This window comes from Pseudoalteromonas sp. S1612 (assembly GCF_005887175.1).
Lineage (GTDB): Bacteria > Pseudomonadota > Gammaproteobacteria > Enterobacterales > Alteromonadaceae > Pseudoalteromonas > Pseudoalteromonas undina.
The window spans coordinates 66,913-90,818 of sequence record NZ_PNDH01000002.1 but is presented as its reverse complement, the minus strand read 5'-3'; the positions used below and the strand labels follow the sequence as shown (position 1 = coordinate 90,818).

Annotated in this window: 22 protein-coding genes; 16 read left to right on the top strand and 6 right to left on the bottom strand. The window is 39.3% G+C overall.

From position 1 onward, the window contains the following. The first annotated feature begins 16 nt into the window (after positions 1-16). From CWB78_RS00695 to CWB78_RS00675, 5 genes are all read left to right on the top strand, one after another. Positions 17-478, top strand: coding sequence for a hypothetical protein (locus CWB78_RS00695; RefSeq protein WP_138593914.1), 462 nt, complete (start codon positions 17-19; stop codon positions 476-478). A gap of 108 nt (positions 479-586) precedes the next feature. Next, positions 587-2,425 (top strand): protein translocase subunit SecD, encoded by a 1,839-nt coding sequence (gene secD / locus CWB78_RS00690; RefSeq protein WP_055011886.1) that lies wholly within the window; start codon positions 587-589, stop codon positions 2,423-2,425. Then, positions 2,418-3,347 (top strand): protein translocase subunit SecF, encoded by a 930-nt coding sequence (gene secF, locus CWB78_RS00685; RefSeq protein WP_010389855.1) that lies wholly within the window; start codon positions 2,418-2,420, stop codon positions 3,345-3,347. The genes secD and secF overlap by 8 nt, the downstream gene beginning before the upstream one ends. 104 nt (positions 3,348-3,451) lie before the next feature. Beyond that, entirely contained in the window at positions 3,452-3,928 is a 477-nt protein-coding gene (locus tag CWB78_RS00680; RefSeq protein WP_054200842.1) for a GreA/GreB family elongation factor, read from the top strand. Between the two features lie 104 nt (positions 3,929-4,032). Next, a complete protein-coding gene (locus CWB78_RS00675) occupies positions 4,033-4,584 on the top strand; it encodes a dienelactone hydrolase family protein (protein ID WP_054200843.1) in 552 nt (183 codons plus the stop codon). A gap of 52 nt (positions 4,585-4,636) precedes the next feature. Here the strand turns inward: CWB78_RS00675 and CWB78_RS00670 are convergent, their stop codons facing one another. Continuing rightward, the gene (locus tag CWB78_RS00670; protein WP_010389859.1) at positions 4,637-4,972 is read right to left on the bottom strand and encodes a zinc ribbon domain-containing protein YjdM; all 336 of its coding nucleotides are present in this window, start codon (positions 4,970-4,972) and stop codon (positions 4,637-4,639) included. A gap of 311 nt (positions 4,973-5,283) precedes the next feature. Between CWB78_RS00670 and CWB78_RS00665 the strand changes: the two genes are divergently transcribed. From CWB78_RS00665 to CWB78_RS00655, 3 genes are read left to right on the top strand one after another with little or no spacing between them, the layout of a single operon-like run. Continuing rightward, positions 5,284-6,678 (top strand): RimK family ATP-grasp domain-containing protein, encoded by a 1,395-nt coding sequence (locus CWB78_RS00665; RefSeq protein WP_138593913.1) that lies wholly within the window; start codon positions 5,284-5,286, stop codon positions 6,676-6,678. Beyond that, positions 6,678-7,823, top strand: coding sequence for a GNAT family N-acetyltransferase/peptidase C39 family protein (locus tag CWB78_RS00660; protein WP_054200845.1), 1,146 nt, complete (start codon positions 6,678-6,680; stop codon positions 7,821-7,823). Before CWB78_RS00665 ends, CWB78_RS00660 begins: the two co-directional genes overlap by 1 nt. Before the next feature lie 13 nt (positions 7,824-7,836). Continuing rightward, positions 7,837-8,349 (top strand): MgtC/SapB family protein, encoded by a 513-nt coding sequence (locus CWB78_RS00655; RefSeq protein WP_008110519.1) that lies wholly within the window; start codon positions 7,837-7,839, stop codon positions 8,347-8,349. Positions 8,350-8,362: 13 nt separating this feature from the next. On the opposite strand, the gene CWB78_RS00650 is transcribed toward CWB78_RS00655, so the two are convergent. Further along, positions 8,363-9,592, bottom strand: a complete 1,230-nt coding sequence (locus tag CWB78_RS00650; protein WP_054200846.1) for a sensor domain-containing phosphodiesterase — start codon at positions 9,590-9,592, stop codon at positions 8,363-8,365. Positions 9,593-9,721: 129 nt separating this feature from the next. Then, positions 9,722-10,732 carry a GlxA family transcriptional regulator gene (locus CWB78_RS00645; RefSeq protein WP_054200847.1) on the bottom strand — a complete coding sequence of 337 codons (1,011 nt, stop codon included), beginning with the start codon at positions 10,730-10,732 and terminating at the stop codon, positions 9,722-9,724. A gap of 128 nt (positions 10,733-10,860) precedes the next feature. On the opposite strand from CWB78_RS00645, the gene CWB78_RS00640 reads away from it, so the two are divergent. Continuing rightward, on the top strand, positions 10,861-12,768 hold the full coding sequence (locus CWB78_RS00640) for a beta-ketoacyl synthase (protein ID WP_138593912.1): 1,908 nt from the start codon (positions 10,861-10,863) through the stop codon (positions 12,766-12,768). A gap of 443 nt (positions 12,769-13,211) precedes the next feature. After that, positions 13,212-15,026 carry a CBM96 family carbohydrate-binding protein gene (locus tag CWB78_RS00635; RefSeq protein ID WP_138593911.1) on the top strand — a complete coding sequence of 605 codons (1,815 nt, stop codon included), beginning with the start codon at positions 13,212-13,214 and terminating at the stop codon, positions 15,024-15,026. Between the two features lie 117 nt (positions 15,027-15,143). Here the strand turns inward: CWB78_RS00635 and CWB78_RS00630 are convergent, their stop codons facing one another. After that, positions 15,144-16,328, bottom strand: coding sequence for an acetyltransferase domain-containing protein (locus CWB78_RS00630; protein WP_109874698.1), 1,185 nt, complete (start codon positions 16,326-16,328; stop codon positions 15,144-15,146). A 202-nt stretch (positions 16,329-16,530) separates the two neighbouring features. Between CWB78_RS00630 and CWB78_RS00625 the strand changes: the two genes are divergently transcribed. Then, positions 16,531-16,905, top strand: coding sequence for a hypothetical protein (locus CWB78_RS00625; protein ID WP_138593910.1), 375 nt, complete (start codon positions 16,531-16,533; stop codon positions 16,903-16,905). On the opposite strand, the gene fghA is transcribed toward CWB78_RS00625, so the two are convergent. After that, entirely contained in the window at positions 16,859-17,701 is an 843-nt protein-coding gene (gene fghA / locus CWB78_RS00620; RefSeq protein WP_138593909.1) for an S-formylglutathione hydrolase, read from the bottom strand. The two genes, CWB78_RS00625 and fghA, sit on opposite strands and share 47 nt — an antisense overlap. A 58-nt stretch (positions 17,702-17,759) precedes the next feature. Beyond that, positions 17,760-18,881 carry an S-(hydroxymethyl)glutathione dehydrogenase/class III alcohol dehydrogenase gene (locus CWB78_RS00615; protein WP_054200851.1) on the bottom strand — a complete coding sequence of 374 codons (1,122 nt, stop codon included), beginning with the start codon at positions 18,879-18,881 and terminating at the stop codon, positions 17,760-17,762. Between the two features lie 130 nt (positions 18,882-19,011). On the opposite strand from CWB78_RS00615, the gene CWB78_RS00610 reads away from it, so the two are divergent. From CWB78_RS00610 to CWB78_RS00590, 5 genes are all read left to right on the top strand, one after another. Continuing rightward, positions 19,012-19,884 carry a LysR family transcriptional regulator gene (locus tag CWB78_RS00610; protein ID WP_171040282.1) on the top strand — a complete coding sequence of 291 codons (873 nt, stop codon included), beginning with the start codon at positions 19,012-19,014 and terminating at the stop codon, positions 19,882-19,884. Positions 19,885-20,020: 136 nt separating this feature from the next. Continuing rightward, positions 20,021-21,238, top strand: a complete 1,218-nt coding sequence (locus CWB78_RS00605) for a lipoprotein-releasing ABC transporter permease subunit (protein ID WP_138593907.1) — start codon at positions 20,021-20,023, stop codon at positions 21,236-21,238. After that, positions 21,231-21,929 carry a lipoprotein-releasing ABC transporter ATP-binding protein LolD gene (gene lolD, locus CWB78_RS00600; RefSeq protein WP_010389881.1) on the top strand — a complete coding sequence of 233 codons (699 nt, stop codon included), beginning with the start codon at positions 21,231-21,233 and terminating at the stop codon, positions 21,927-21,929. Before CWB78_RS00605 ends, lolD begins: the two co-directional genes overlap by 8 nt. Further along, positions 21,919-23,163, top strand: coding sequence for a lipoprotein-releasing ABC transporter permease subunit (locus CWB78_RS00595; protein ID WP_010389882.1), 1,245 nt, complete (start codon positions 21,919-21,921; stop codon positions 23,161-23,163). The genes lolD and CWB78_RS00595 overlap by 11 nt, the downstream gene beginning before the upstream one ends. A 97-nt stretch (positions 23,164-23,260) precedes the next feature. After that, a complete protein-coding gene (locus tag CWB78_RS00590; protein WP_138593906.1) occupies positions 23,261-23,734 on the top strand; it encodes a YehS family protein in 474 nt (157 codons plus the stop codon). The last annotated feature ends 172 nt before the right edge of the window (positions 23,735-23,906 follow it).

Below are 23,906 nucleotides of genomic sequence, written 5' to 3'. Positions count from 1 at the left end.
TAGTTTTAAATGACCAATGTTTAAATTTCGCGTTTTTTTAGCTACTTGCTTGTTTTTTGCTGCACTCTTTAGTGTGCAAAGCCATGCTATGGGCGTAAAGCACGAATTAAACAGTAACCAAAGCAGTTATAGCGATGTTATTAATGTTGACCATTTAACTAACATTTCCGTACCTACAAAATCGCTTGGCGATTTACAGCATAAAAACTCAAAGCATTCTGATTTTGCTGCGCATCAGCCTAGGCTAACAGCCAATAACTCATTTTTATTTTTACATAGTGCGCAGGGCGATCCTGAATACGATGTAGTGCATGAGTTTTTTGCCCTAAATGGGTGTAGGCATATTTTTTTGCGACCGCAAGCAGTCAACATAAGTCAGCCTTGGTATACCTGGGTATTTAAAAGTAAAAAGTCGCGCTTGAGCGGCTGGAAAGACGCTAACCTGTTATACACCGCTGTAACTACCTACCACGCTTAAAGTTCCTTATTTAATGTTAATTGGTTTTAACGCATCGCGTTTTGACCTGCAGATTAATTGTGCCTAATAGGTACGTTACTGGGCTATGCCTAGTAATAAGGAATAACTATGTTAAGTCTAAAAAAAGAGAAAAAGCCATTTAAGGCTAAGTTTAAATTGAGCTATGTAGCCATGCTGATTGTATTAGTGTTACTAGCAATAAGCGCCTTACCTAATTTATACCCGAATAAGTCGTGGTTGCATGTTAGTGCAACTTCTGAGGTTAAAGCACAAGCATTGCCTAGTACTGAAAATCTTGTACGCTTTTTAAATAGCCAAGGTTTTGAAGTGAGTGAAAGTTTAAAAGACCAAGCAAATATTAATGTACTTTTAAATACACCTACGCAAAGTGCGCAGGCTCAAGCGGCTTTAAAATCAAACTTTCCAAACACACAAGTTAAAATTGTTGAACATGCAACCAGCCCTATTTGGTTACAAGAGTTTGGCTTATCGCCCATAAAGCTGGGTCTTGATTTAAACGGCGGGGTATTGTTTGTACTTGATGTTGATTTAAATAAAGCCATTGATGAGCAATTGCTCAGTGCATATCAACAAACAAAAGCCATTATTGTTAAGCAAAAAGCCTATGGCGTTAAAGCGAAGCAGACTAATCAGGGCTTTGAAATAAGTGCGCTTGAGAATGCTGGCGATAAGCTAACAGTTGTCATAAAAGAGCTTAAAAGCCGTTTTGAAAACCTCACTACAACCACATCAACTAATGGCAACTTACAGGTCGTTAAAATTAGCTATTCTGATCAAGGGCGCAGCGCATTTGATAAAGAAGTGATGAGCCAAACACTCACCACACTTCGCTCACGTATTGAAGAGCTCGGTATAACTGAGGCCGTTACACAGCGCCAAGGTAAGCAGCGCATTCGTATTGAGCTACCTGGCGTGCAAGATCCAGCTGAAGCAAAACGCATAATTGGTGCAACCGCGTCATTGGGGTTTTATCAACTTAAAGAGAGAGGCGGGCAAACGTTTAATTTGCAATCGGGAGGGACTATTAAGCTCGACCCTGTACCTATATTTACCGGTGAGCATATTAATAACGCTAATATAGGCCGTGATGACTGGGGTAAACCTTTGGTACAACTGAGCTTAGATGGCCAAGGTGGCGATGCTATGTCGGCTTTTTCAAAGGCGAATATAGGTAAACCTATGGCAACGCTTTATTCAGAGTATTCACAAAATGCTAAAGGTGAAGTGGTTAAAAAAAGCGAAGTCATTAATGTGGCTAATATTGCCCAGCATTTAAGCTCGCGGTTTAGTATAACCAACATGCAGAGCCAACAAGCCGCTGCCGATTTAGCGCTACTACTACGTGCAGGATCACTTACTGCGCCTGTAACGATAGTGCATGAGCAAACTATTGGCCCAAGCCTTGGCCAAGACAATATTAATAATGGATTAGCAGCGTTAATGTTAGGCATGGGTTTAACACTTGCGTTTATGGCACTGTGGTACCGCCGTTTAGGGCTTATTGCAAATGTTGCGTTAATTTTAAACTTAACCTCTTTAGTGGGGCTAATGTCGTTATTACCTGGGGTGGTTTTAACTCTTCCAGGGATAGCAGGCTTAGTATTAACTATAGGAATGGCGGTTGATACTAACGTGATTATATTTGAACGCATAAAAGAAGAGCGTCGCAAAGGTCGCCCCCCGTATCAAGCGATACAAGAGGGTTATAAACAGGCTGCTAATACTATATTTGATGCCAATATTACCACCATGATCACCGCGATTATTTTATATGGCATAGGCTATGGCCCGGTAAAAGGCTTTGCGATAACGCTAGCGCTGGGTCTTATTACATCGGTGTTTACTGGTGTGTATGTATCGAAATATTTAAGCCAAAGCTTATATTTAAAGCTGGGTAAAAAAGCAGGAGTAAACGCGCATGCTTAACACTTTTTTAAAATGTGAGACAGGGTCACGTATGCGTTATACAGGCTTGCTTATAAGTGCCATATTTGTGTTGTTATCGGTATTCACCATTGCACAAAAAGGGCTTAATTTTGGTCTTGATTTTACGGGTGGTTATTTAACAGAATTTACCACCAGCCAAGGTGTTGAACTAAAACAGCTTGAGCAATTTATTGCTAAAAACCATCAAGGTGAATTTGAACTTACAGCACAGGGCAATAATCATTTTCAATTAACGCAAGCGCCAAGTGAGGAAGCTAATAATGATGCTTGGAAAACCGCGATTAGCCAAAACCCAGATATAAACGCTGAGGTTTTATCATCGGCTTATATTGGCTCTCAAGTGGGTGATGAATTATTTGAGCAAGGCTGCTTAGCCTTATTTGCTGCGATGGTAGCGGTAATGATTTATTTAGCTGTTCGGTTTGAGTGGCGTTTAGCATTAGGCTCTGTGGTGGCTTTATTACATGATTTAGTGCTGGTGGTTGGCTTATTTTCGTGGTTACAAATAGAGTTTAACCTAACCGTTTTAGCCAGTTTATTGGCAATTATTGGCTACTCCCTAAATGACTCAATAATAGTGGGCGATAGAGTACGCGAGCTATTACGCATACCAACAAATATTTCGCTAAAACCAAGTCGTATTATCAACAGTGCTATTAAAAGCACCTTAACTCGTACGCTTATTACCTCCGGGACTACGTTAGCAACGGTGGCAAGTGTTTGGCTGTTAGCTGGCGCGCCGCTGCAGGGGTTTGCCATTGCTTTGTTTGCAGGAATAGTCGTAGGCACGCTGTCGTCTATTTGTATTGCTGCTACATTACCTGAGCTACTTGGGTTAAGTGCTAAAAACTACGATAAGCAAGTGGATCAGCAAACGCAGGCATTAATGGATATGCCATAGCCTTAAATATTAGCATTGTTGTTACACAGCAAAGGGATAGTGTTCGATGTAGCAACAATGCTAAAATAGCAAATTATTTTTATCGAATTGAGTGAATTCTCCAAATGAATAAAGCCCATGTTACTGAGCACCTGCGTTTTGCCTTAGATGAGCAACTAAACACTGCTAAAATTGCAGCTCAAACAGCCCACGATACCGCTACCCATGAAGAAAGTATTGCAGAGACCCAATACGATACCCTTGGGCTTGAAGCTGCCTATTTAGCACAAGGCCATGCAGAGCGAGTTAATGAGTGCTACAAAGAAATACAACTATTTGAAGCCATATACAACGAACCCGTTACTGGCACAATCGCAATAAGCTCATTGGTATGTTTAGAAGACGGTGCAGGCACACACAAATGGTTTTATTTAGGCCCAGCAGCTGGTGGATTAACCGTTGATATTAAAGGCACAACTATTCAAGTACTTACCTCTGGTGCCCCTTTAGGGCAACAGTTATTAGGTAAACAAGTCGATGATGAAGTTAGTTTAACGATCGGTGATGTAAAACATAGTTACGATGTGGTTAAAGTGCTTTGAATGTAGTATTTATTTGTCTCTTACTCTGAGGCGCAGCATCTCGTAGGTCTCTTTGTTAAATTATTGCCTAAAACTTATAGAATAAAATTAAAGATGAGCCGTTTATGAACTTGGTATTGGTCAGTGATATTTTTGGTAATACAGCGGCTTTAAAAGCATTTGCTGAAAAACTAAACGCTCAGTCTATTGTCGATCCCTATGGCGGGGTTGATATGGCATTTAACAGTGAACAGCAGGCCTATGAGTATTTTAGTCAGCATATAGGCCTTGATGAGTATGTAGCTATTTTACAAAAAGCGATTAAACCACTCGCTGGCAACACTATATTGATTGGTTTTAGTGTTGGCGCATCGGCAATTTGGTCAATGTCTGCACACCCGGCGATTAAAACGATAGCTAAGGGCATTTGTTTTTACAGCTCGCAAATTAGGCACCATACAGATATACAACCACAATTTGAGATTGAACTCATTTTTCCGCATTATGAGCCGCACTTTGATGTTAAATCATTACAGGTGGAGCTTGCAACAAAGGCTAATGTTAACGTAAAGCATGTTGATTACTTACATGGTTTTATGAACCCACACTCAAGTAACTTTAATCAGAATGCTTACGATCAAACATTAGCTGCGCTATCTAAAGAGCTAAAAAATTAGCAGTTAAGCGTTATTGCTTTGTGTTAATTTTTACAAGTGAGTTTTTGTAATTTCAGGCTTTTTTCACAAACTTAGCCGTTACCATCATTTCGCCAATGCCATCTACTTTACAATCTAGTTGGTGATCTTTTTTATCAAGCACACGTCTTACCAAAGCTTTAGTACCAATTTTTATAACCTGAGAACTGCCTTTAATTTTTAAATCTTTCGCAACGGTTACTTTGTCACCATCGGCTAGTAAAGTGCCGTTTGCATCTTTTACCAAAATAGCGTCTTCATCGCTTGTATTATTTGGGTTCCATTCATAAGCACATTCTGGGCATATAAGCAGCTGTTGGTCTTCGTAAATGTATTCACATTGGCATTTAGGGCAAGCGGGAAGAGACATAATGATCACTTTTAGTGGTAAATTTTGGCTATTTTAAAACACAAATTAACAATAAAAAAGTTCATCAAATATTTTTATCTTCACGCTAAAAATATCTCGTTTGTGTGTATTTAAAAAAGGGCTTATAAATCACATGTCGCTTAAGCAATTTAAGCGCTAACGTTTATAGTAGATATTCGTTAAAGCACCTATCGTATTAAGTGATTTGCTATTTGCTGCACTTAGTGCGATAGGTGTTTCTATTTGCTGTTTAACTACCTGAGCTAACTAGCCAAGGTATTATTTATATTTTGACTTAACTAGGAAAAGTCGTGTTTAAAACCTTAATTGTGGTTGATAACAATGAGCAAGCACTTGCTCTTTCATTTGAAAATGTAATTACATTTGACACCTATTTACGAGATTACCCCAAACGTAACGAACCTAAAACCCGCATTATTAATTTATGCGACTCAAGCCAATACTTGAGTAAGGGTTATTATTGTTCATTGCTTGCAGAAGCCCGCAAACACCAAGTATTACCAAGCGTTAAAACAATAAACGCGCTTAGAAGTGGACAAGCACCTATTTTAAATACTGGGCATATTGATGGCGCAGTTTATTTTGGTAATGCTCTAAACGAATTACAAGGTAAAGCGGCTAAATCGGTATTTAAACAATACCCAGCTCCTATTTTATTTGTCGATCAGGAAGGTTTATTGCAACAAGGCTCTTTAACCTCATTAAGTGAGCAACAATATGCTGCGTTTATTGAAAAGCTCAATGAGTTTACCCAAACGCAATGGCGTATTGGTAAAGTAGAGCGCCGTTTTCGTTGGGATATGGCGATATTGGTTGATCATAACGAAAAAGTACCGCCAAGCGATAAAGATGCAATTACACGTTTTATAAAAGCAGCAGCGAAACATGGTATTAACGCAAAAGCACTTAGCTTTGAGGAAATAGATAATATTGCCCAATTTGATGCGTTGTTTATTCGTCAAACAACAGCGATTGATCACCCAACCTACCGCCTTGCAAGTAAAGCGCAAAGCCTTGGTTTAGTGGTGATTGACGATGCGGAGTCTATTTTACGGTGCTGTAATAAAGTGTACTTACATGATGCATTTAATTATCAAAAAGTACCGAGCTTAAAAACCGTGGTGGTGGCAGATCAATCAAAAGACACAATTGAGCAACTAGAAGCGTCGTTTACTTATCCGCTGGTATTAAAAATGCCAGAAGGGTCGTTTTCAAAAGGCGTTTATAAAGTTGCTAATCGTGATGAATTAGAAGCTAAGCTTAGTGAATTATTTGCACTGAGTGCGCTGGTATTGGCACAAGAATACATGTACACCGAATACGATTGGCGCGTAGGGGTACTTAATGGTCGTGCTATTTATGCATGTCGTTATTTAATGGCGCGTAACCATTGGCAAATATACAACCATGACGCAAAACGGTTTTTTTCCGGTGGCTTTGAAACGTTACCAACCTTTGAGTTACCAAAAGCTGTGTTAGACGCTGCTTTAAAGGCCTGCAAAACAGTGGGTAAAGGTTTATACGGTGTAGATGTTAAAGAGCACCAAGGTCGTGCGTATGTATTGGAAGTAAACGACAACCCGAGCATTGATCACAAAGTAGAAGATGGTTACTTAGGTGACGAGCTATACATGATCATAATGGATGAGTTTAAACAGCGGTTAGAAGCACGAGGCCGCGGCTAATGCCTATTGCTTTGGCTGAAAAAGTAACAGTGACGACCAAGCTAGTTATTCGCCCTGCAATAACCACTGACTTAAAGGCGTTGGTGGCGCTTGAAAATACTTGCTTTAGTAACGATAAGCTAAGTGCGCGTAGTTTAAAGCGCTGGCTTGGGGCTAAACATGGGATTTTATTAGTTGCTGAGCAAAATGCGCAACTATGTGGCTATGGCTTAGTGTGGTGCCATAAAGGCACGCGTTTAGCGCGTTTGTATTCGTTAGCCGTATTACCAACAATGCAGGGCAAGGGCATAGCCAAAAAATTACTCAATGAACTTGAAAAAGCGACCAGTGAGCGTGGACGTATTTATTTGCGCCTAGAAGTTGCAGTAAATAACGACAGCGCCATTGGGCTTTATAAAAGTGTGGGGTATCGCGTATTTGGTCAATACAGTGATTATTATGACGATCACAGTGATGCCTTACGCATGCAAAAAAATATTCGCCAAACCAGTGAGTTGCAGGTTGAGCGTTTAACGCCATGGTATCAGCAAACCACCGAGTTTACCTGTGGTCCTGCTGCGTTATTAATGGCAATGACTGCTCTTGACTCAAACACAGAGCTGAGTCAGTCACATGAATTAGCTTTGTGGCGTGAAGGCACCACGATTTTTATGACCTCTGGGCATGGCGGTTGTCACCCATTTGGCTTGGCACTGGCTGCAAATAAACGCGGTTTTACAAGTGAGGTAATTGTTAATACATCTGAACCATTATTTTTAGATGGGGTTCGCAGTGATAACAAAAAATCAGTATTGGCCACGGTTCATCAACAGTTTGTTGAGGGTATTGCAGCGGCAAATATTTCAGTTACACAAAAAGATGTTGAATTAACTGACATAGAAAACTGGTTGAGACAGGGGTTTAGTGTGTTGCTGTTAATTAGTACGTATCGGTTTGATGGTAAAAAATCACCGCACTGGGTGTGTGTAACCCATTTAGATGCACATTGTGTTTACGTACATGACCCTTTTTGCGAGCCTGGAAAAGATAACCAGCTAGCAATAGATTGTCAGTACGTACCAATTGCACGTAGCGACTTTAGTAAAATGTCGGCATTTGGTAGCCAAAGGCTCAGAACGGCAGTTGCTATTGGTAAAGTAAAATAGATTAGGATATTAAGTGACATTTTTAGATTTTATCGATGTAGCGCCATATTCATGGGCAGCTATTGGCACCGCCGCTTTTTGTGGCGCTATTATTGGTATAGAGCGTCAATTGCGCGGTAAACCTGTGGGTATTCGCACATCAGCATTAATAACGTTAGGCACATATTTGTTTTTATCTACGGCGTTTAATTTACAAGGGGATGTGATTGATCATTCTCGTGTAGTGGGGCAAATAATTACGGGTATTGGTTTTTTAGGCGCAGGCGTTATGCTAGCAAAAGACGGTGCAGTAGTAGGGGTTACCTCCGCGGCCACAATTTGGGTGCTTGCGTCTATTGGGGTGATGATCGCAACCGAAAATTTAGGTGCTGCAATTAAGCTTTCTATATTGGTGGTTGGTATTTTATATGGTGTTGATGTGCTCGAAGCTAAGTTTAAAAGCCTCAGCAAAGGTGTGCATGCTAAAGTAAAAAGTTATCACAAACGTTATTATCGAAAAGACAGTATAGATAGCGAACGCCACTAAATAGTGGCGTTTTTCATGCTGGTAGAGTTGCGTTTAGCAAACTAAGTGCATCGTTAATTGCTGTGGGGCGGCCAATAAAATAACCTTGCACACTATCTACATTGAGCTTTCTTAACGAGTTGAGTTCTTCTTCAGTTTCAATTCCTTCGGCAACGATGGTGCAGTCGATTGCTTTTGCAAACCCACACAGTGCTTTTGCTAGCAAAAACTTACGATCATCAGTGTTTATATTTTGTGTGAGGCTGATATCTAATTTAATAATATCGGCTTCAAGCTCTAAAATGTGCTGAAATGACGAAAAGCCTGCGCCTACATCGTCAATGGCCAAGCGAAGCCCGCTTTTTCTGAGTGGTGTAAGTGCAGTTCGCATTTTTTCGTAGTCGGAAATTGGCGAATGCTCAGTAATTTCTAATACTAGCCTAGTGCAGTCAATGTTTTGTAATGTATTTTTAAGTGCACCGCTTAGGATATGCGATGGTGAGCAATTAATAGCAATGTAAGTTGAATTATTAAATTTGGCTATGTTGGTGACTGCATTTTTAATGGCTAGCATTTCTAATGTTTCATTTAAGCCAACCTTTTTTGCTTCTTTAAACCATACATCAGGAGTTTTATAAGGTGTAGTAAAAAATCTAGCAAGTGATTCAAAACCTGCAACTTTATTATTTTTTAAACTAAAAATAGGTTGAAAGTAGATGCTAATATCATTATCGCTAATAATTTGCTCAATAGCTGACTTGACGTGATTACGCGATATACTTTTTGATAAGTTTTTTTCAATTAAGCCAGTCGCTATTTCCGAAATAATATTTAAAAACGATAAATCGCGATCGTTCAAGCTCTCATCATGGTGTGATTTATAACAACAAAAAGTACCGTATAATTTACCGTTTGACAGGTTGATAGGTACACCGATATAAGCACCTATACCTAACCTTTCGGTTACGGGCATAGCCTTGGTTATTGGGTTTGCGTTGGTATTAGTAATAATAGGACTAAGCTTGTCATCGGTGATTTTTTGACAATACGTTTCATTAATCGGATCGGCATTACCCACTTTAACAATTTGGTTTTCAGAGGGATTATCGACCACTTTAAAAACCCGCTCATCGTTAATAAATTCAGATATAAAAGCAACATCCATATCTAAATGTTTGCGAACTAACGCGAGTAAGTTAGCTAGTTTAGCCTCAATGGATGCGTTGCTTTGTTGATCGACAAGCAGATTGGTAAGTTTATCCATCAGCTATCTCCCTATATTAATTTCACCACGCCTCATGCGTAATACTATAATTTATATATATAAAAAAATCTAATCAAGGCTATATCAATCTTTGCTAACCATCAAAAGTGAACACGGTTTAGTTAAAACTTAACCAAATAATTTTCGTCGCACGACTTTACGGTATTCGCTGGGTGTTTGGCGTAATACTTTTTTAAATACTCGGGTTAAATGCCCTTGGTCGTTATAGCCAATCTCTAAAGCAACTTCCTGAATCGACAAATTAGAAGATGCCAATAAATCTTTGGCGCCTTCTACTCGTAATTGTTGCCAATATTCGATTGGACTTTGGTTTGTGGCACTTCTGAAGCGACGAGTAAAGGTGCGATAACTTAGACTAAATTGAGCCGCAACCTCCTGTAAGTTGAGCTCACTGGCTAGATTGGTTTTTAACCAAAACTGTATTTGTGCAATCAGCTCATCTGGGTGTCTATCTACTGCTCCCTCTAAGTAACGTTGATCTTCATAGGGTTTACGAATTTCATGGGAAAAGTTGCGCTCCACATGTTGCGCCGCTTCTTTACCATAATATTGACTAATAATATGTACGATAACATCAGCAAGTGCATTTAAACTGGCTACGGTATACATACGTTCTGACTGGGTGATAAAAAAATCAGGTTTCAAACTTACATTAGGGTAGTCATGCTTAAACTGTTTAGCATAATGCCAATGGGTAGTAGCGGGATGTCCGTCAAGTAAACTAGCCTCTGCAACAAAACAATTACCTGTGCCTACTCCAATTATATGACTTCCTACGGTAAAGCTCTCGCTCAGCCAAGTGACTAATTGTTGATTAGCACGTATCACCGGGCGAGGGTTACGCCAAATACCAGGCACAATAACTAAATCGCAATAAGGTGAGTTTTCGCTAGTACAATCAGGAATAATCGATAGTCCAGTTCGCGTCTTAATGGCATCACTATTTTTAGCCACTAAATGAATAGCCAGAGGTTTAAAGTTATTTTTATCACTATGGCCTTTAGCAAAAGCCTCACCCGCACGCAGCATCTCAATCGGTAATGTGAGACTGGTTACCAACAAATGCTCAAACACTGCGATACCAATATTTATGGGGGGAGTTAATGGGTTGTTGCTCATTGTGAATGCTCCGACCAGTTGTTTTTGGCCTTTTATGCCGCTTATTTGGCTATTAAAGCACAAAGGTGTCTCTATAATCCAATTAAACTATTGTCATATTCTTATAACACGCATTTTAAAGGTAAATTATGACTGCATTACCCGTTATTGTAGGCATGGGAGGCATTAATGCCGCTGGCCGTACTTCTTTTCATCAAGGTTATCGTCGTATCGTGTTAGATAGCTTAGCGGCGCAAGCTCGCCAAGAAACGTTTTTAGGCCTTGCCACATTAATGAACTTGGTGACTACAGTAAACGGCCAACTTGAAGACAGCCAAGGTAATCATGTTGAGCAAAGCGACATTGAAGCACGCTTTGGTGAGCAAATTATTGCTGGTACATTAATTCGAAAAATTGAAAAAGAACATTTTGATGTTGATGCCACACCTTGGCAGCAAAAAATGACTTTAACGGCTTCAGATGATAGTTCAATTGTGTTTGAAACACGTCGTCGTGACTTACCATCGCCTTTACCAAGCAACTGGCAAATAGATGACCTTGATAATAAAAAAGTAAAAGTCACGATTGCTGCTGAGCTAGATGTAAAACATGACTCAACCCGTGATAACCCGATTAAGTCGGCTGGGCAATTTCCAACCGGGTTTGATCCTGCCATTATGTATAACAGCCGCTACCAGCCGCGCGGTTTACAAGCGACCATATTTGCTGCCACCGATGCAATAAAATCAACAGGACTTGATTGGCAACATATTATGAATAGCGTAGAGCCAGATAAAATTGGTACCTATTCAGCATCGGTTATTGGTCAAATGGATGATAAAGGCTTAGGTGGTTTAGTTAAAGCGCGTCAGCAGGGCGATCGTGTTAGTACTAAACAGTTAGCGCTGGGTTTAAATACGATGTCGACCGATTTTATTAACGCCTATGTTACTGGGAATGTGGGGACGACTTTTTCAACTTCAGGCGCATGTGCCACATTTTTATATAACTTGCGCGCTGCCGTTAACGATATTCAAGCTGGTCGTACCCGTGTTGCAGTGGTTGCCAGTGTTGAATGTGCGATTACTCCAGAAGTGGTTGAAGGTTTTGGTAATATGAGTGCGCTGGCTAATATTGAAGGTTTGCGCCGTTTAGATAATTTAAGCAATGATGATGAGCCTGATTACCGTAAAAGTAGTCGTCCATTTGGTGAGAACTGCGGTTTTACCTTAGGTGAGGGGGCTCAGGTTGCTATATTAATGGATGATGCACTGGCTCTGGAACTCGGTGCAGATATTATGGGCAGTGTGCCGGATGTATTTGTGAATGCCGATGGAGTTAAAAAGTCAATTACCTCACCTGGGCCTGGCAACTACATCACCATGGCGAAATCAGCAGCACTTGCTACTAGCTTGTTAGGTAAAGAGGCACTGCAACAACGTAGCTTTATTTTAGCGCACGGCTCAAGTACGCCACAAAATCGTGTTACTGAATCTTTAATTTATCATAAAGTAGCGCAAACATTTGCTATTGATAACTGGAAAGTGACTGCGCCTAAAGCCTATGTAGGCCATACTATTGCGCCTGCTAGTGGCGATCAGCTTGCGATTGCGTTAGGTGTATTTAGTCATAATATTATGCCAGGTATTACCACCATTGATAAAGTAGCCGACGATGTTTACAGCGAACATTTAGATATTCGTAATAGCCACTATGATTGTGGTGATATGGATATTGCGTTTATTAACTCAAAAGGCTTTGGTGGAAATAATGCAACAGCGACTGTGCTGAGCGCAAAAGTAACCATGCAAATGCTTGCTAAACGCCATGGTGATGCACTGATGAAAAGCTATGCTGAAAAACATAGCCAAGTAAAAGATGCACAGCATACTTACCAAACGCAAGCCGATTTAGGTCAATACTCGCTAATTTACCGTTTTGGTGATGGCTTGATTGATGAAAATGAGATTGTTTTAGATGAGCACAGCATTACACTGCCAGGCTTTGAAAAAGCAATTACATTTAGTACAACAAATTCCTATCAAGATATGTTCTAAGCACACATACTTGTTAGCAAGGCGCTTTTATAGCGCCTTTTTTGACTAAATCAGTACATTTTATTTAAAGAACTTTCAAAAGTTAAGTGCAGTAAATCTCCAGTTTGGTGATGTCTAACTATCTAAATTGTAGCTCAGATCTCACGAGTTAGTATGTTGTAATCTTGTTCATATTCCAGTTAAAGAAATAATAGCTCATCACTTAAATATTAAAAATCATATCCTTTGTAGTTGCTCAGAGATACTAACTCTTGTGAATTACTAAATAATTAAATCTGTAGAAAAATTGAAAATACCAGCTTTGCTTCGTATCATTATTATTAACTAGTAAAAGTTTGGTTGATTAGGGTTTAAGTATTACCTTTTTGTCCTCATCAGATATTTATAATTTTATTATTTGGTAAAACTTGTTTTCTGCTTAAGCAATTAGTTAAGGATAGAAAATGAAATTCACATTATTACATCGCAGGTTTCCCCTACAAATAAAACTCACTTTTTATGCTTTATTATTCGCAGCTAAATCAAGTTTTGCTTCTGTTATTTTATTTGATGATGAGCCTAGAAATGGGGCTAAGTTATGGGCAACCTCATCTAGTGAATCGACTTTAACCCAAATTGGTGAGCCAGTAGTTGATGGAGATAGAGCTATATCAATGCAGGCACACTATTGGACTCAATCAGGATTACGCATTGCTCAAGTACCTCCTTTTAAAAATTCAATTCTTGAGGCAAAAATATACAGAAAATCAGGAAATAAGGGCTCTTTAATGTTCCGTCGCGGTAACGATTCATTAAAAATAAATCTTGACGAAACCAATAACGAATTTTGGACATTGGATGGTATGCCCGGCCATAATAACTTTTCAGACGATACATGGCACACGATTAGAATAAATCTAAATGGCTTTAATCTTGATGAAAATGAAAAAGTTCTAGCTATTGGTATTCAAGGCCCTCTTGGAACAGGTATATTTTATATGGACTCTGTTTCCTTTATTGAGGGAGAGCCAGATAATGATATTTCTCCGCCGTTAGCTGGTAATTGGGAGCTGACTTTTGAAGATAACTTTAATTCAACTTTATTAAACCATAACAATTGGCATGTTGGAAAGCAATATTTAGGAATGAGTGGTATCGCAGGTAATGCTGGGCGAGAAACTATTCGCATTGAAAATGAAATGTTGCGGTTTGAATCAGAAAAAAACACATTAAATCAAGGAACCAAACGTTACTTTTATAAAGCCGCTGAGGTAAGTACTTTTCGTAAATTTAGACAAAAATATGGTTACTTTGAAGCTAAAATTAAGTATGACTCAGTACATGGTGCTTGGCCTGCATTTTGGTTACTACCTGACAAAGGTATTTATGGTAATAATACTTATAGGAGGCAGTCATTATTAAAATTTAATCTTGATGATGTATCTACTACTATTTCTTCTGCATTCTTAAGACTTAAAATCTCTGAAGCAAACACTCAAAGCAGCATAGCTGTGCATAAAACACTTTCCACAGATTGGACCCAAGATACTGTAACTTGGAATACTAAACCGCAGATTGATCCTTTATGGTTTAGTCATAGCTATGGAGAGGTTACGGGAAACATAATTGAAGTGGATGTTACCAGTTATATAAGAGAGCAAAAAAGCTCTGGTAAAGAGGCGAGCTTTGCATTGATTGACAATTATATGCGTAGCCAGCTTATAAAAATTTTTAGTAGTGAAGCGAATAATATTTCTGATAGGCCTGCTTTAATTGTAAATGAAGAAAGTTTATCCCCGACTGAAGATGCTTTTGTGCGAGGAGGTAATTATGCAGATACTAATTTTGGTCAAGAGCCACTTCTATTAATTAAAGATACTTGGGGAGATACCTCACCTACCTTCGATAAGGGAATGGAGTTTGATATTATGGAGAGTTTAGGTATTTGGGGGGAAGACATCAGTATCTCTGCTCTGCATTGGGATGGTTACGGTAGTCAACATAAATCAATAAGTTCTGGCGAGCTTTATCATAATTATTCCCCTGATGGTTTTCATGTATATGGCATGCATTGGGAGCCTGGTTTTGTCGGTATGTATATAGATGGTGAAAAAGTTTGGGAGCACTATGACGACAGAGTTGGAAGTTTACCTTCTTACATTATTTTATCGTTACAAGTAGGTGGTTGGGATGGTAATGAAAATAATATTAGTGATGATTTTAAAGCTAATATGCTTGTAGACTATGTAAGAGTTTGGAGTGAAGCGCAATATGATTAATCGCTTTAACTTTGTAGTTGGTGATGTTTATTTTGATAAGGATTAAAATATTAGCATTTAACCATAATTAGCTCAAACGTGTTCTCCCCACAATAAAGTTGTGGGGAGAAAGTAAGGTTAAATATACTTAGCAATTAAACTGTGTTTATTTTTTTGCTTCCATGCTAAATAATAATTGGCAAGAACGGCCGTTAAGCCAATTACGACTGCAATAAATAGCAGTGTTGCAACATAGCTCATACCGTATCCAATTGGTAAACCCACCAGTGTTTCGCCATAAGTCATATCAGAAAAACTAAAGCCTAAAACAGGGAGAAGTAACCAACTTATTGCATGCAGTAAATACAAGTGGGCCAAGTACGAGAACATACTGGTTTTACCCAATACTTGTAAAAACTTTGGCGAAAAATCACTTTTTAGCTTACTCAATAGTTTAAGCATAATTAGGCCTATACCAACGGTTAACAACATAAACTGCAGGGAAAGTGGGTATTTGGTCGGGTTTAAAAATGACATTATAGTGAGTAAATAAGAGTCACTAATCGTAAATATTGACGCGTCACCATAAAGATTAAAGCCACGCAAAAGCGTATATAAAACTAGGCAGCTTACACCCAAAATTAAGCCATAATCCATAACTCGGTTACTGTATTGCTTGGCTTTGTAATAAACACCTGCACAATAGGCTAACGCCATTAACCCAACAATAGGAGCTACGGGGTAGGTGGTTCTAATTTTAAAGTTAAAAGGAAGTTCGAGTACATTTTTCTGATGTAAAACAGACCATATCGTATTTGCGATTGTATTTGGCTCAAAGTTGACGGCATCAAATAAGTTGTGGCCAAATACTAAAATTAAGCCCATGGCAAAAATTGCATACAGACCGATTAAGCGTAAAAGCCCTAGAATAATAAATCCCCAACCTATCGCCCAAATAACCTGAGCGTATAACATTGGAAACAGTGGATTAAAGCTCCAAGACCACGACACAATAGTAAATTCAAATAATATAAGGACTAGTCCACGTATAATTAAACTTTTTGAAAAAGCTTGCGTGGAAGTGTATTTATGCTCGGTTATCGCAGCTGAAAGGCCCGCTAAAAATACAAATAATGGCGCACAAAAGTGCGATATAAAACGAGTGAAAAAAGTAAGCGCATCTGTTCCTGGTATGGTCATGGGATCGGTCACTGAATAATTTAGACAATAATACATGCCGTGATCAATCACCATAAATATAATGATAAGACCTCGGAGTAAGTCTATATGGTGTAAACGATTTTGAGATAAAGGTAATGACATAAATATGCTTTGGTATGGATGAAAAAACGAGTTTAATTATATGTTATATTATATCATTTTGCGAGAGTGATAATAAAATACTTTAGTATAAATTATGTTGTAAACAATTTTCACTTACTAACAGATTTTTACAGTTTTACTTTTTTAATGGAGTTACTCTATTAACTAAATAGTTAAAGTTGAAGCTACTAAAGGGTTAAACATGAAAAAAATATTTTTTTTATCACTATTGCTGATGCTTAATGGCTGTACATTTTTTGGCGTTATGTTGGATGGACAAGCAGCCTCAAATGCACAAGAAAATCAGCGGATGAAAAATCCAGCTCGGTCTACTCCTTATGAAAATCCATTTGAGCCAGTTCCCGTTGATAAGGACGGATTTTCTTTTGCAGAGCTAGGTTTAAAAATAGACTCTGCAGTATTTAGTTTAGTAAAAGGAGATGACGGCACCATTAGAAAATGCAGGCAGGTCACAAAAAATCTTAAAGAATGTGTAGAAGTAGATAAATCTACTCTACACAGTAATGAATCTAAGCAGTTAAAAACTGATGATGAAATAATAAGTGTTGGTCTATAAAACTACTAATGAAATAGTAACTATGGTCGTAACCAGCTTGCATTTCGAGTGTTAACGGATAGCCTTTCTGTGTAGCTACAGTTACTAACTTTTGTGGCTTAAGTTGCTCATCTAAAAAGTTATCTGCATCACCTTGGCTAACCAACATAGGTAAATAATCAGCTTGTTTGGCTTGTTGCATTAATTCGCAGCTATCATATTCTGCCCAGACTGATTTATCAGTACCTAAGTAGCCAGTAAAGGCTTTAACACCCCAAGGACAATCTATCGGGTTTACAATTGGGCTAAATGCTGTAGCGCTGGTATAAGCTTTAGGATTTTTAAGGGCAATTATTAATGCGCCGTGGCCACCCATAGAATGCCCAGAAATTGCTTTTTTAGTTGTTACTGGAAAATGTTGCTCTATTAATGCAGGTAGTTCCTTCACCACATAATCGTACATATTAAAATGAGTATTGTAAGGTGCCTGCGTTGCATTGACGTAAAACCCTGCACCTTGGGCAAAATCGTAGCTATCTTCATTAGGAACGTTTTCACCACGCGGACTGGTATCAGGTGCGACAATAGCGATGCCTAGCTCTGCCGCTTTTTTAAACGCGCCTGCTTTTTGCATAAAGTTTTCATCGGTACAGGTTAATCCTGATAACCAATAAAGTACTGGTACTTTATTTTTTTCACTGGCGCCTGGTGGTAAAAATACCGCAAAACGCATGCTGCAATGGGTGCTTGAGGAAGTATGGCTATACTGCTTATGCCAGCCACCAGCCACTTTTGCTGTTGAGATATTTTCTAACATAACAATCCTTAAAAGCCGTTACTTAATAGCAACGGCTGGTAATGGTGATTAAAAGAAATTAGTAATGAATAACAGTACGAATACTCTTACCTTCGTGCATTAAATCAAATGCATCGTTAATTTCTTCAAGGCTCATGGTGTGGGTAATAAAATCATTAAGGGCGAATTCACCCGCCATGTAACGCTCTACAATATCAGGAAGTTGCGAACGACCTTTAACGCCTCCAAATGCGCTACCACGCCATACACGGCCAGTAACAAGTTGGAACGGGCGAGTTGAAATTTCTTGGCCAGCACCAGCTACACCAATAATTACAGATTCTCCCCAGCCTTTATGACAACACTCAAGGGCAGAGCGCATTACATCAACGTTACCAATACATTCAAATGAGTAATCAACACCGCCGTCGGTCATCTCTACAATCACTTCTTGAATTGGCTTGTCGAAGTCTTTTGGATTAATTAAGTCGGTAGCACCGAGTTTAGTCGCAAGATCAAACTTAGAGGTGTTAATATCAATACCAATAATACGGCTTGCACCAGCCATTTTGGCGCCAATAATGGCCGACAAACCAATGCCACCTAGACCAAAAATTGCCACCGTATCGCCCGCTGTTACTTTTGCCGTATTTGTTACAGCGCCCATACCGGTAGTGACACCGCAGCCCAATAAGCAAATTTCCTCTAAAGAGGCTTCTTTATTTACTTTAGCTAGCGAGATTTCAGGAAGTACTGTGTATTCAGAAAAGGTCGACGTCCCCATATAGTGATAAATTGGTTGGCCGTCTTTGAAAAATCGCGTTGTGCCATCTGGCATTAAGCCTTTGCCTTGTGTTTCGCGTACAGCAGAGCACAAGTTGGTTTTACCTGAAGTACACATTTTGCATTCACCACATTCTGCGGTGTATAGAGGAATAACGTGATCGCCAACTTCTACACTTGTAACGCCTTCGCCCACAGCGTAAACCACCCCGGCACCTTCATGGCCTAAAATAGCGGGGAAAATGCCTTCAGGATCTTCACCTGATAAAGTAAAAGCATCTGTATGGCATACACCTGTGGCAGTGATTTTTACCATCACTTCGCCTTTTTTAGGCATCATCACGTCAACTTCTTCAACGCTTAAAGGCTGATTAGGGCCCCAGGCAATCGCTGCTTTTGATTTTATAAATTCAGACATGTGTATATCCTTTGTAGTGGTTTGAATATCAATTGTAGACCCAAACTGTTTGGGTGATGTGCCTATTGTATTTATTTCTATAACAATGATAATCTCTAAATTAATAAAACACTTTTACAGTATGGTAATAATAATGCGTTGGGAAGGGATTGATGAGTTTATTGCTGTTGGCGAAGAGGGAAGTTTCACTCAAGCTGCACAGACGTTGGGTCTATCGGTTGCCCATATTAGCCGCCATGTTACTAAGCTTGAGCAACGGTTAAATACCCAACTTTTAACGCGTACGACCCGAAAGGTGGTATTAACCAAAGAAGGTGAGCAGTTTTTACACCAAGTAAAACATTTACAACACGCTATGGATGAAGCCACTCAGGGGCTCGCGTCTGTGCAAACATCCCCTAAAGGTAAAATTAAATTAACCGCACCGGTTATGTATGGTGAAAGTTTTATTATGCCGATAGTGCATTCGTTTATGCATGATCACCCCGAGATAGAAGTAATCGCAACGCTCTCTAACGAGCAAGAAAACTTGCTGGAGGGCGGCTTTGATTTAGCCATTCGATTAGGCCATTTAAAAGATTCGAGTTTAAAAGCGCGACGCTTGAGCTCTCGGCGATTTATTATGTGTGCTGCACCAAGCTATTTAGCGCGTTTTGGCGAACCCCATACGTTAGGTGAACTTAACCAGCATCAATGCTTAATTGGTAACAGTAGTTATTGGCGAGTAAATGAAAACGGTCGTGACAAACATATTAAAGTAGCAGGGAGGTTGCATTGCAATAGCGGTTGGGCACTGGTTGACGGCGCTAAAAAAGGGTTGGGTATTGTTCAGTTGCCGGATTACTACATAGAGAATGAGATAAAAACAGGGCAGTTAGTACCAATATTAACAGCTTATCAACCTCAGCAAGAGGGTGTGTGGGGGCTCTATCCTCCTCGGCAATTTGTTGCTACTAATGTACGGGTATTACTTGATTATCTAGTAACAGGATTAAAAGTTTAGCTTGGCTTAGTGATTTGCTTATAATATAGCCAAGTATAAGATTTATAAATTATTTCTTACATTTATGGTGATATTCAATTGCGCTGAGTTCGTGCTACTATAAAGCCACACTTTTAGCATTAATGTTTTAATTAATATGTTTCAACCTGTTAGCCTGTTTATCGGACTTAGATATAGTCGCTCTTCCAAAGGCAATGCGTTTATTTCGTTTATTTCTTTTTTTTCTATTGCAGGTATAGCGATTGGTTTAATGGCGCTCTTTACAGTAAGTAGTGTCATGAACGGTTTTGAAAGCAGCCTGAAAACGAATATGCTCGGACTCATTCCACACGTTGAAGTGCAGGCAAAACAACACTCTAAAGTGCAAATGAATACTCTTAAAGCCGATCTTGAGCAATCACCGTATGTTGATCATGTTAGTTTATACCGCCATGGTGAAGCTATACTACAAACAAATAAAGACCTGCATGGTGTGCTGCTGCAAGGGCTCTATGATAATGATGGCTCGCTTTATAAAATCACTGACAAAGTAGTGCAGGGGAATTGGCAAAGTGTATTAAATAATAATTATCACATTGCTATTAGCCGTTATCTAAGCCGTAAACTCGGCGTTAGCTTGGGCGATAAACTGCGCGTTATTATGCCCAATGCGTCAACTTATACACCCCTTGGTCGTGTTCCTAGCCAGCGTTTATTCAAAATTGCTGCTATTTACGAAACTGGTTCAGAAATTGACATGGGATTGGCATTTACTAGTGGTGTGTCATTGCAACGAGTATTAAAGCAAAGTAGCTCTACACCCCCTAATTTAAGTGTGTCACTGCATGAGCCATTTGCACTTGATGAATTTATTCAAGACAGCCAACTTATTCTGAAGAATTTTAAATACACCGATTGGCGCAGTAGCCAAGGCACTTTATTTGCCGCTGTGGCGATGGAGAAACGCATTATGTCTATGTTATTGGGCTTAATCGTGCTGGTGGCGGTGTTCAATATTGTGTCGGCGCTCACCATGATGGTGAGTGAAAAACAAAGCGAAGTTGCGATACTGCAAACACTAGGGCTAACGCCAAGCCAAGTACAAACTGTATTTATGGTTCAAGGTTTATATAACGGTGTGATTGGTACGGCAGTAGGTGCCTCTTTAGGTATTTTATTTAGCTTATATATTAATGAACTGCTGGCGTTGGTTGGCTTAAATTTATTATCGGGGATTTCACTGCCGGTCAAATTTGATGCGCTTAGCTTAAGTGTGATTGCGCTTTTAAGCTTAGCAATGAGCTTTTTAGCGACTTTATATCCTGCGCGCCAGGCCGCTAAAGTAAACCCAGCCGAGGTATTACGTTATGAATGATTTAGTAATTAGTTGTGAACAAATAAGTAAAGTGTACCAAGACGGGCAAAACCAAGTTGAGGTATTAAAAGGGGTTGATTTAGCCCTAACCCAAGGTGAAATGCTAGCTATTGTAGGTAGCTCAGGTTCAGGTAAAAGTACCTTATTGCATATTCTGGGTACCTTAGATACCGCCAGTTCTGGCAGTGCAAAAATCAAAAACCAAGATGTGGCTAAACTTTCTCGCAGCCAACAAGCCGCGTTTAGAAATCAAAACTTAGGGTTTATTTACCAATTTCATCATTTATTAATGGAATTTAGTGCGGTTGAAAATGTTGCTATGCCACTGTTAATAAAAGGCTTGAGTGCCAAAGAAGCAAATGTAAAAGCTCTCGACATGCTCGATAAAGTCGGCCTTGCGCACAGAAGTAGCCATAAACCGTCGGCACTTTCTGGTGGCGAACGCCAACGTGTTGCCATAGCGCGTGCTTTAGTGACTGAGCCTGCACTGGTTCTTGCAGATGAGCCAACGGGTAATTTAGATAAGCAAAACGCGATTAAAATTTACGATTTAATTAACCAGCTAAATAAAAGTTTAAACACCAGTTTTGTGGTGGTGACTCATGATTTAGAACTTGCCGACAAGCTGGGTAAAATAGCGTATTTAGATGATGGTAAATTATCAATAAAAGAGTCAAACCATGTTGCTTAGTGCCTTTATAAGTAAACGTTTCAGAGCCTATTCAGGCCATAAAGATGAAAAAAACGCGTTTGTTAGTTTTATTGCTAAGGCATCTACTATTGGTATTTTACTTGGTGTTGCCGTTTTAATTGTGGCGTTATCGGTGATCAATGGTTTTGAACAACAATTGGTTCATCGTTTATTAAGTGTAGTGCCACAAGTTGAATATGTAGCACCAAGCAGGCCGATTGCTGATTGGCCCAGCAAAGTCGAAAAATTAAAACAGCAACCACAAGTAACAGGAGCAGCCCCATTTATAGCAGTAAATGGTATGGCGCAATTTAAAAGTCAATTAAAAGCAGTTGAAATACGTGGTGTTGAGCCTTCGCTAGAGAGTGACGTATCAGCGGTTAACCAATTTACACAAGGTAAATTAGTCAGTCAGCTAGCACTTGAGGATGTTATTTTAGGCAAGCAAATTGTCACTCAACTTAATATATCAATAGGCGACAATGTCACTTTATTGATCCCCCAAATTAGTGAAAAAGGGCAATCATTACTTGCGCCAAAACGGGTCACATTGACACTCGCAGGCGTTATAGAAATGGGCGGTCCTATTGATAGCAGTGCCGCGTTTATTCACCTTAGCAAAGCACAACAAACCTTAGGTTACGATCAAAGCCAAGTAACCGGCTTACGTTTACGAGTTGATGATGTGTTTGCAGCGCACCAAATAGCGCTGAGAGTAGGGCAAACAGTCACTGATTATGTGTATATATCGAGTTGGTTTAGAACCCAAGGCAGCTTGTATCAAGACATTCAAATGGTGCGCACGATTGTTTATATTGTGGTGTTTTTAATTATTGCAGTCGCCAGTTTTAACATTGTTTCGTCATTAGTGATGGAAGTGCGCGAAAAAGAAGGCAATATTGCCATTTTAAAAACCATGGGTGCCAAAGACAGTACTATATTGGCTACTTTTGTAATGCAAGGCTTAACTCAAGCATTTGTTGGCGTAGTTTTAGGCTCTATTATTGGAGTCATTCTAGCAATCAATATTAGTGAGCTCTTTACTTGGCTGAGTTTATTGCTGGGTGAAAATCCGCTAGAAGGTGTGTATTTTATCGAATTCTTACCGAGTAAATTAGTTTGGCAAGATATAGTGTTAACTGTTATTGCCACCTTTGTGCTTGCAATATTGGCGACGCTGTATCCAGCATGGCAAGCAACACGTGTTGATCCGGCAAAAGTATTGGGTAATTAAACACAGTATTTAATAGGGCGCTACGTGTAACTCTGATAAACTGCGCCGCTATTAAACAGCTTTTGTTTGCTGAGCACTTATTTACCTGGGATTTACTTTGACACATAACGATATTTTACGCCGTATTCGCTACACCTTCGATTTAACCGATTCAGCAATGGTTGACGTGTTCGCCGCTGCAGAGCACAGCGTCAGCACAGAGCAGGTGATTGCATGGTTAACTAAAGAGGGCGAGCAGGGTTACACCCCAATAAGTGACACTGAATTTGCGGTATTTTTAAATGGCTTTATAAATACTAAGCGCGGTAAACGTGATGGTGAGCAGCCAATCCCAGAGACTAAATTAAACAATAATATTATTTTTATGAAATTACGTATTGCTTTAAATATGAAAGCAGAAGACGTGATTGCCACACTAGCCTTAGTTGATTTTGATTTAAGTAAGCATGAACTTAGTGCATTTTCACGTAAAGTTGAAAACAAACATTACCGTGTGTGTAACGATCAAGTTTTACGTTTATTTTTAACTGGTGTGCAGCGTACTTTTCGCCCAGATGGCGAAAAAGCTTAATGCATTTTATAGAGGTTGATTAGCAACCTCCATTTAAACCTCTTAAACGAACTCACTAAAATCTACGCTATTATTAGTCTTATCCTTCTACAACTTCAGTCTTATAAAGCATTTTATGTTGTCGCTCTCGTAAAAACGTAGAGTCGTATTTTGTTTTACTATTTTTTTAATA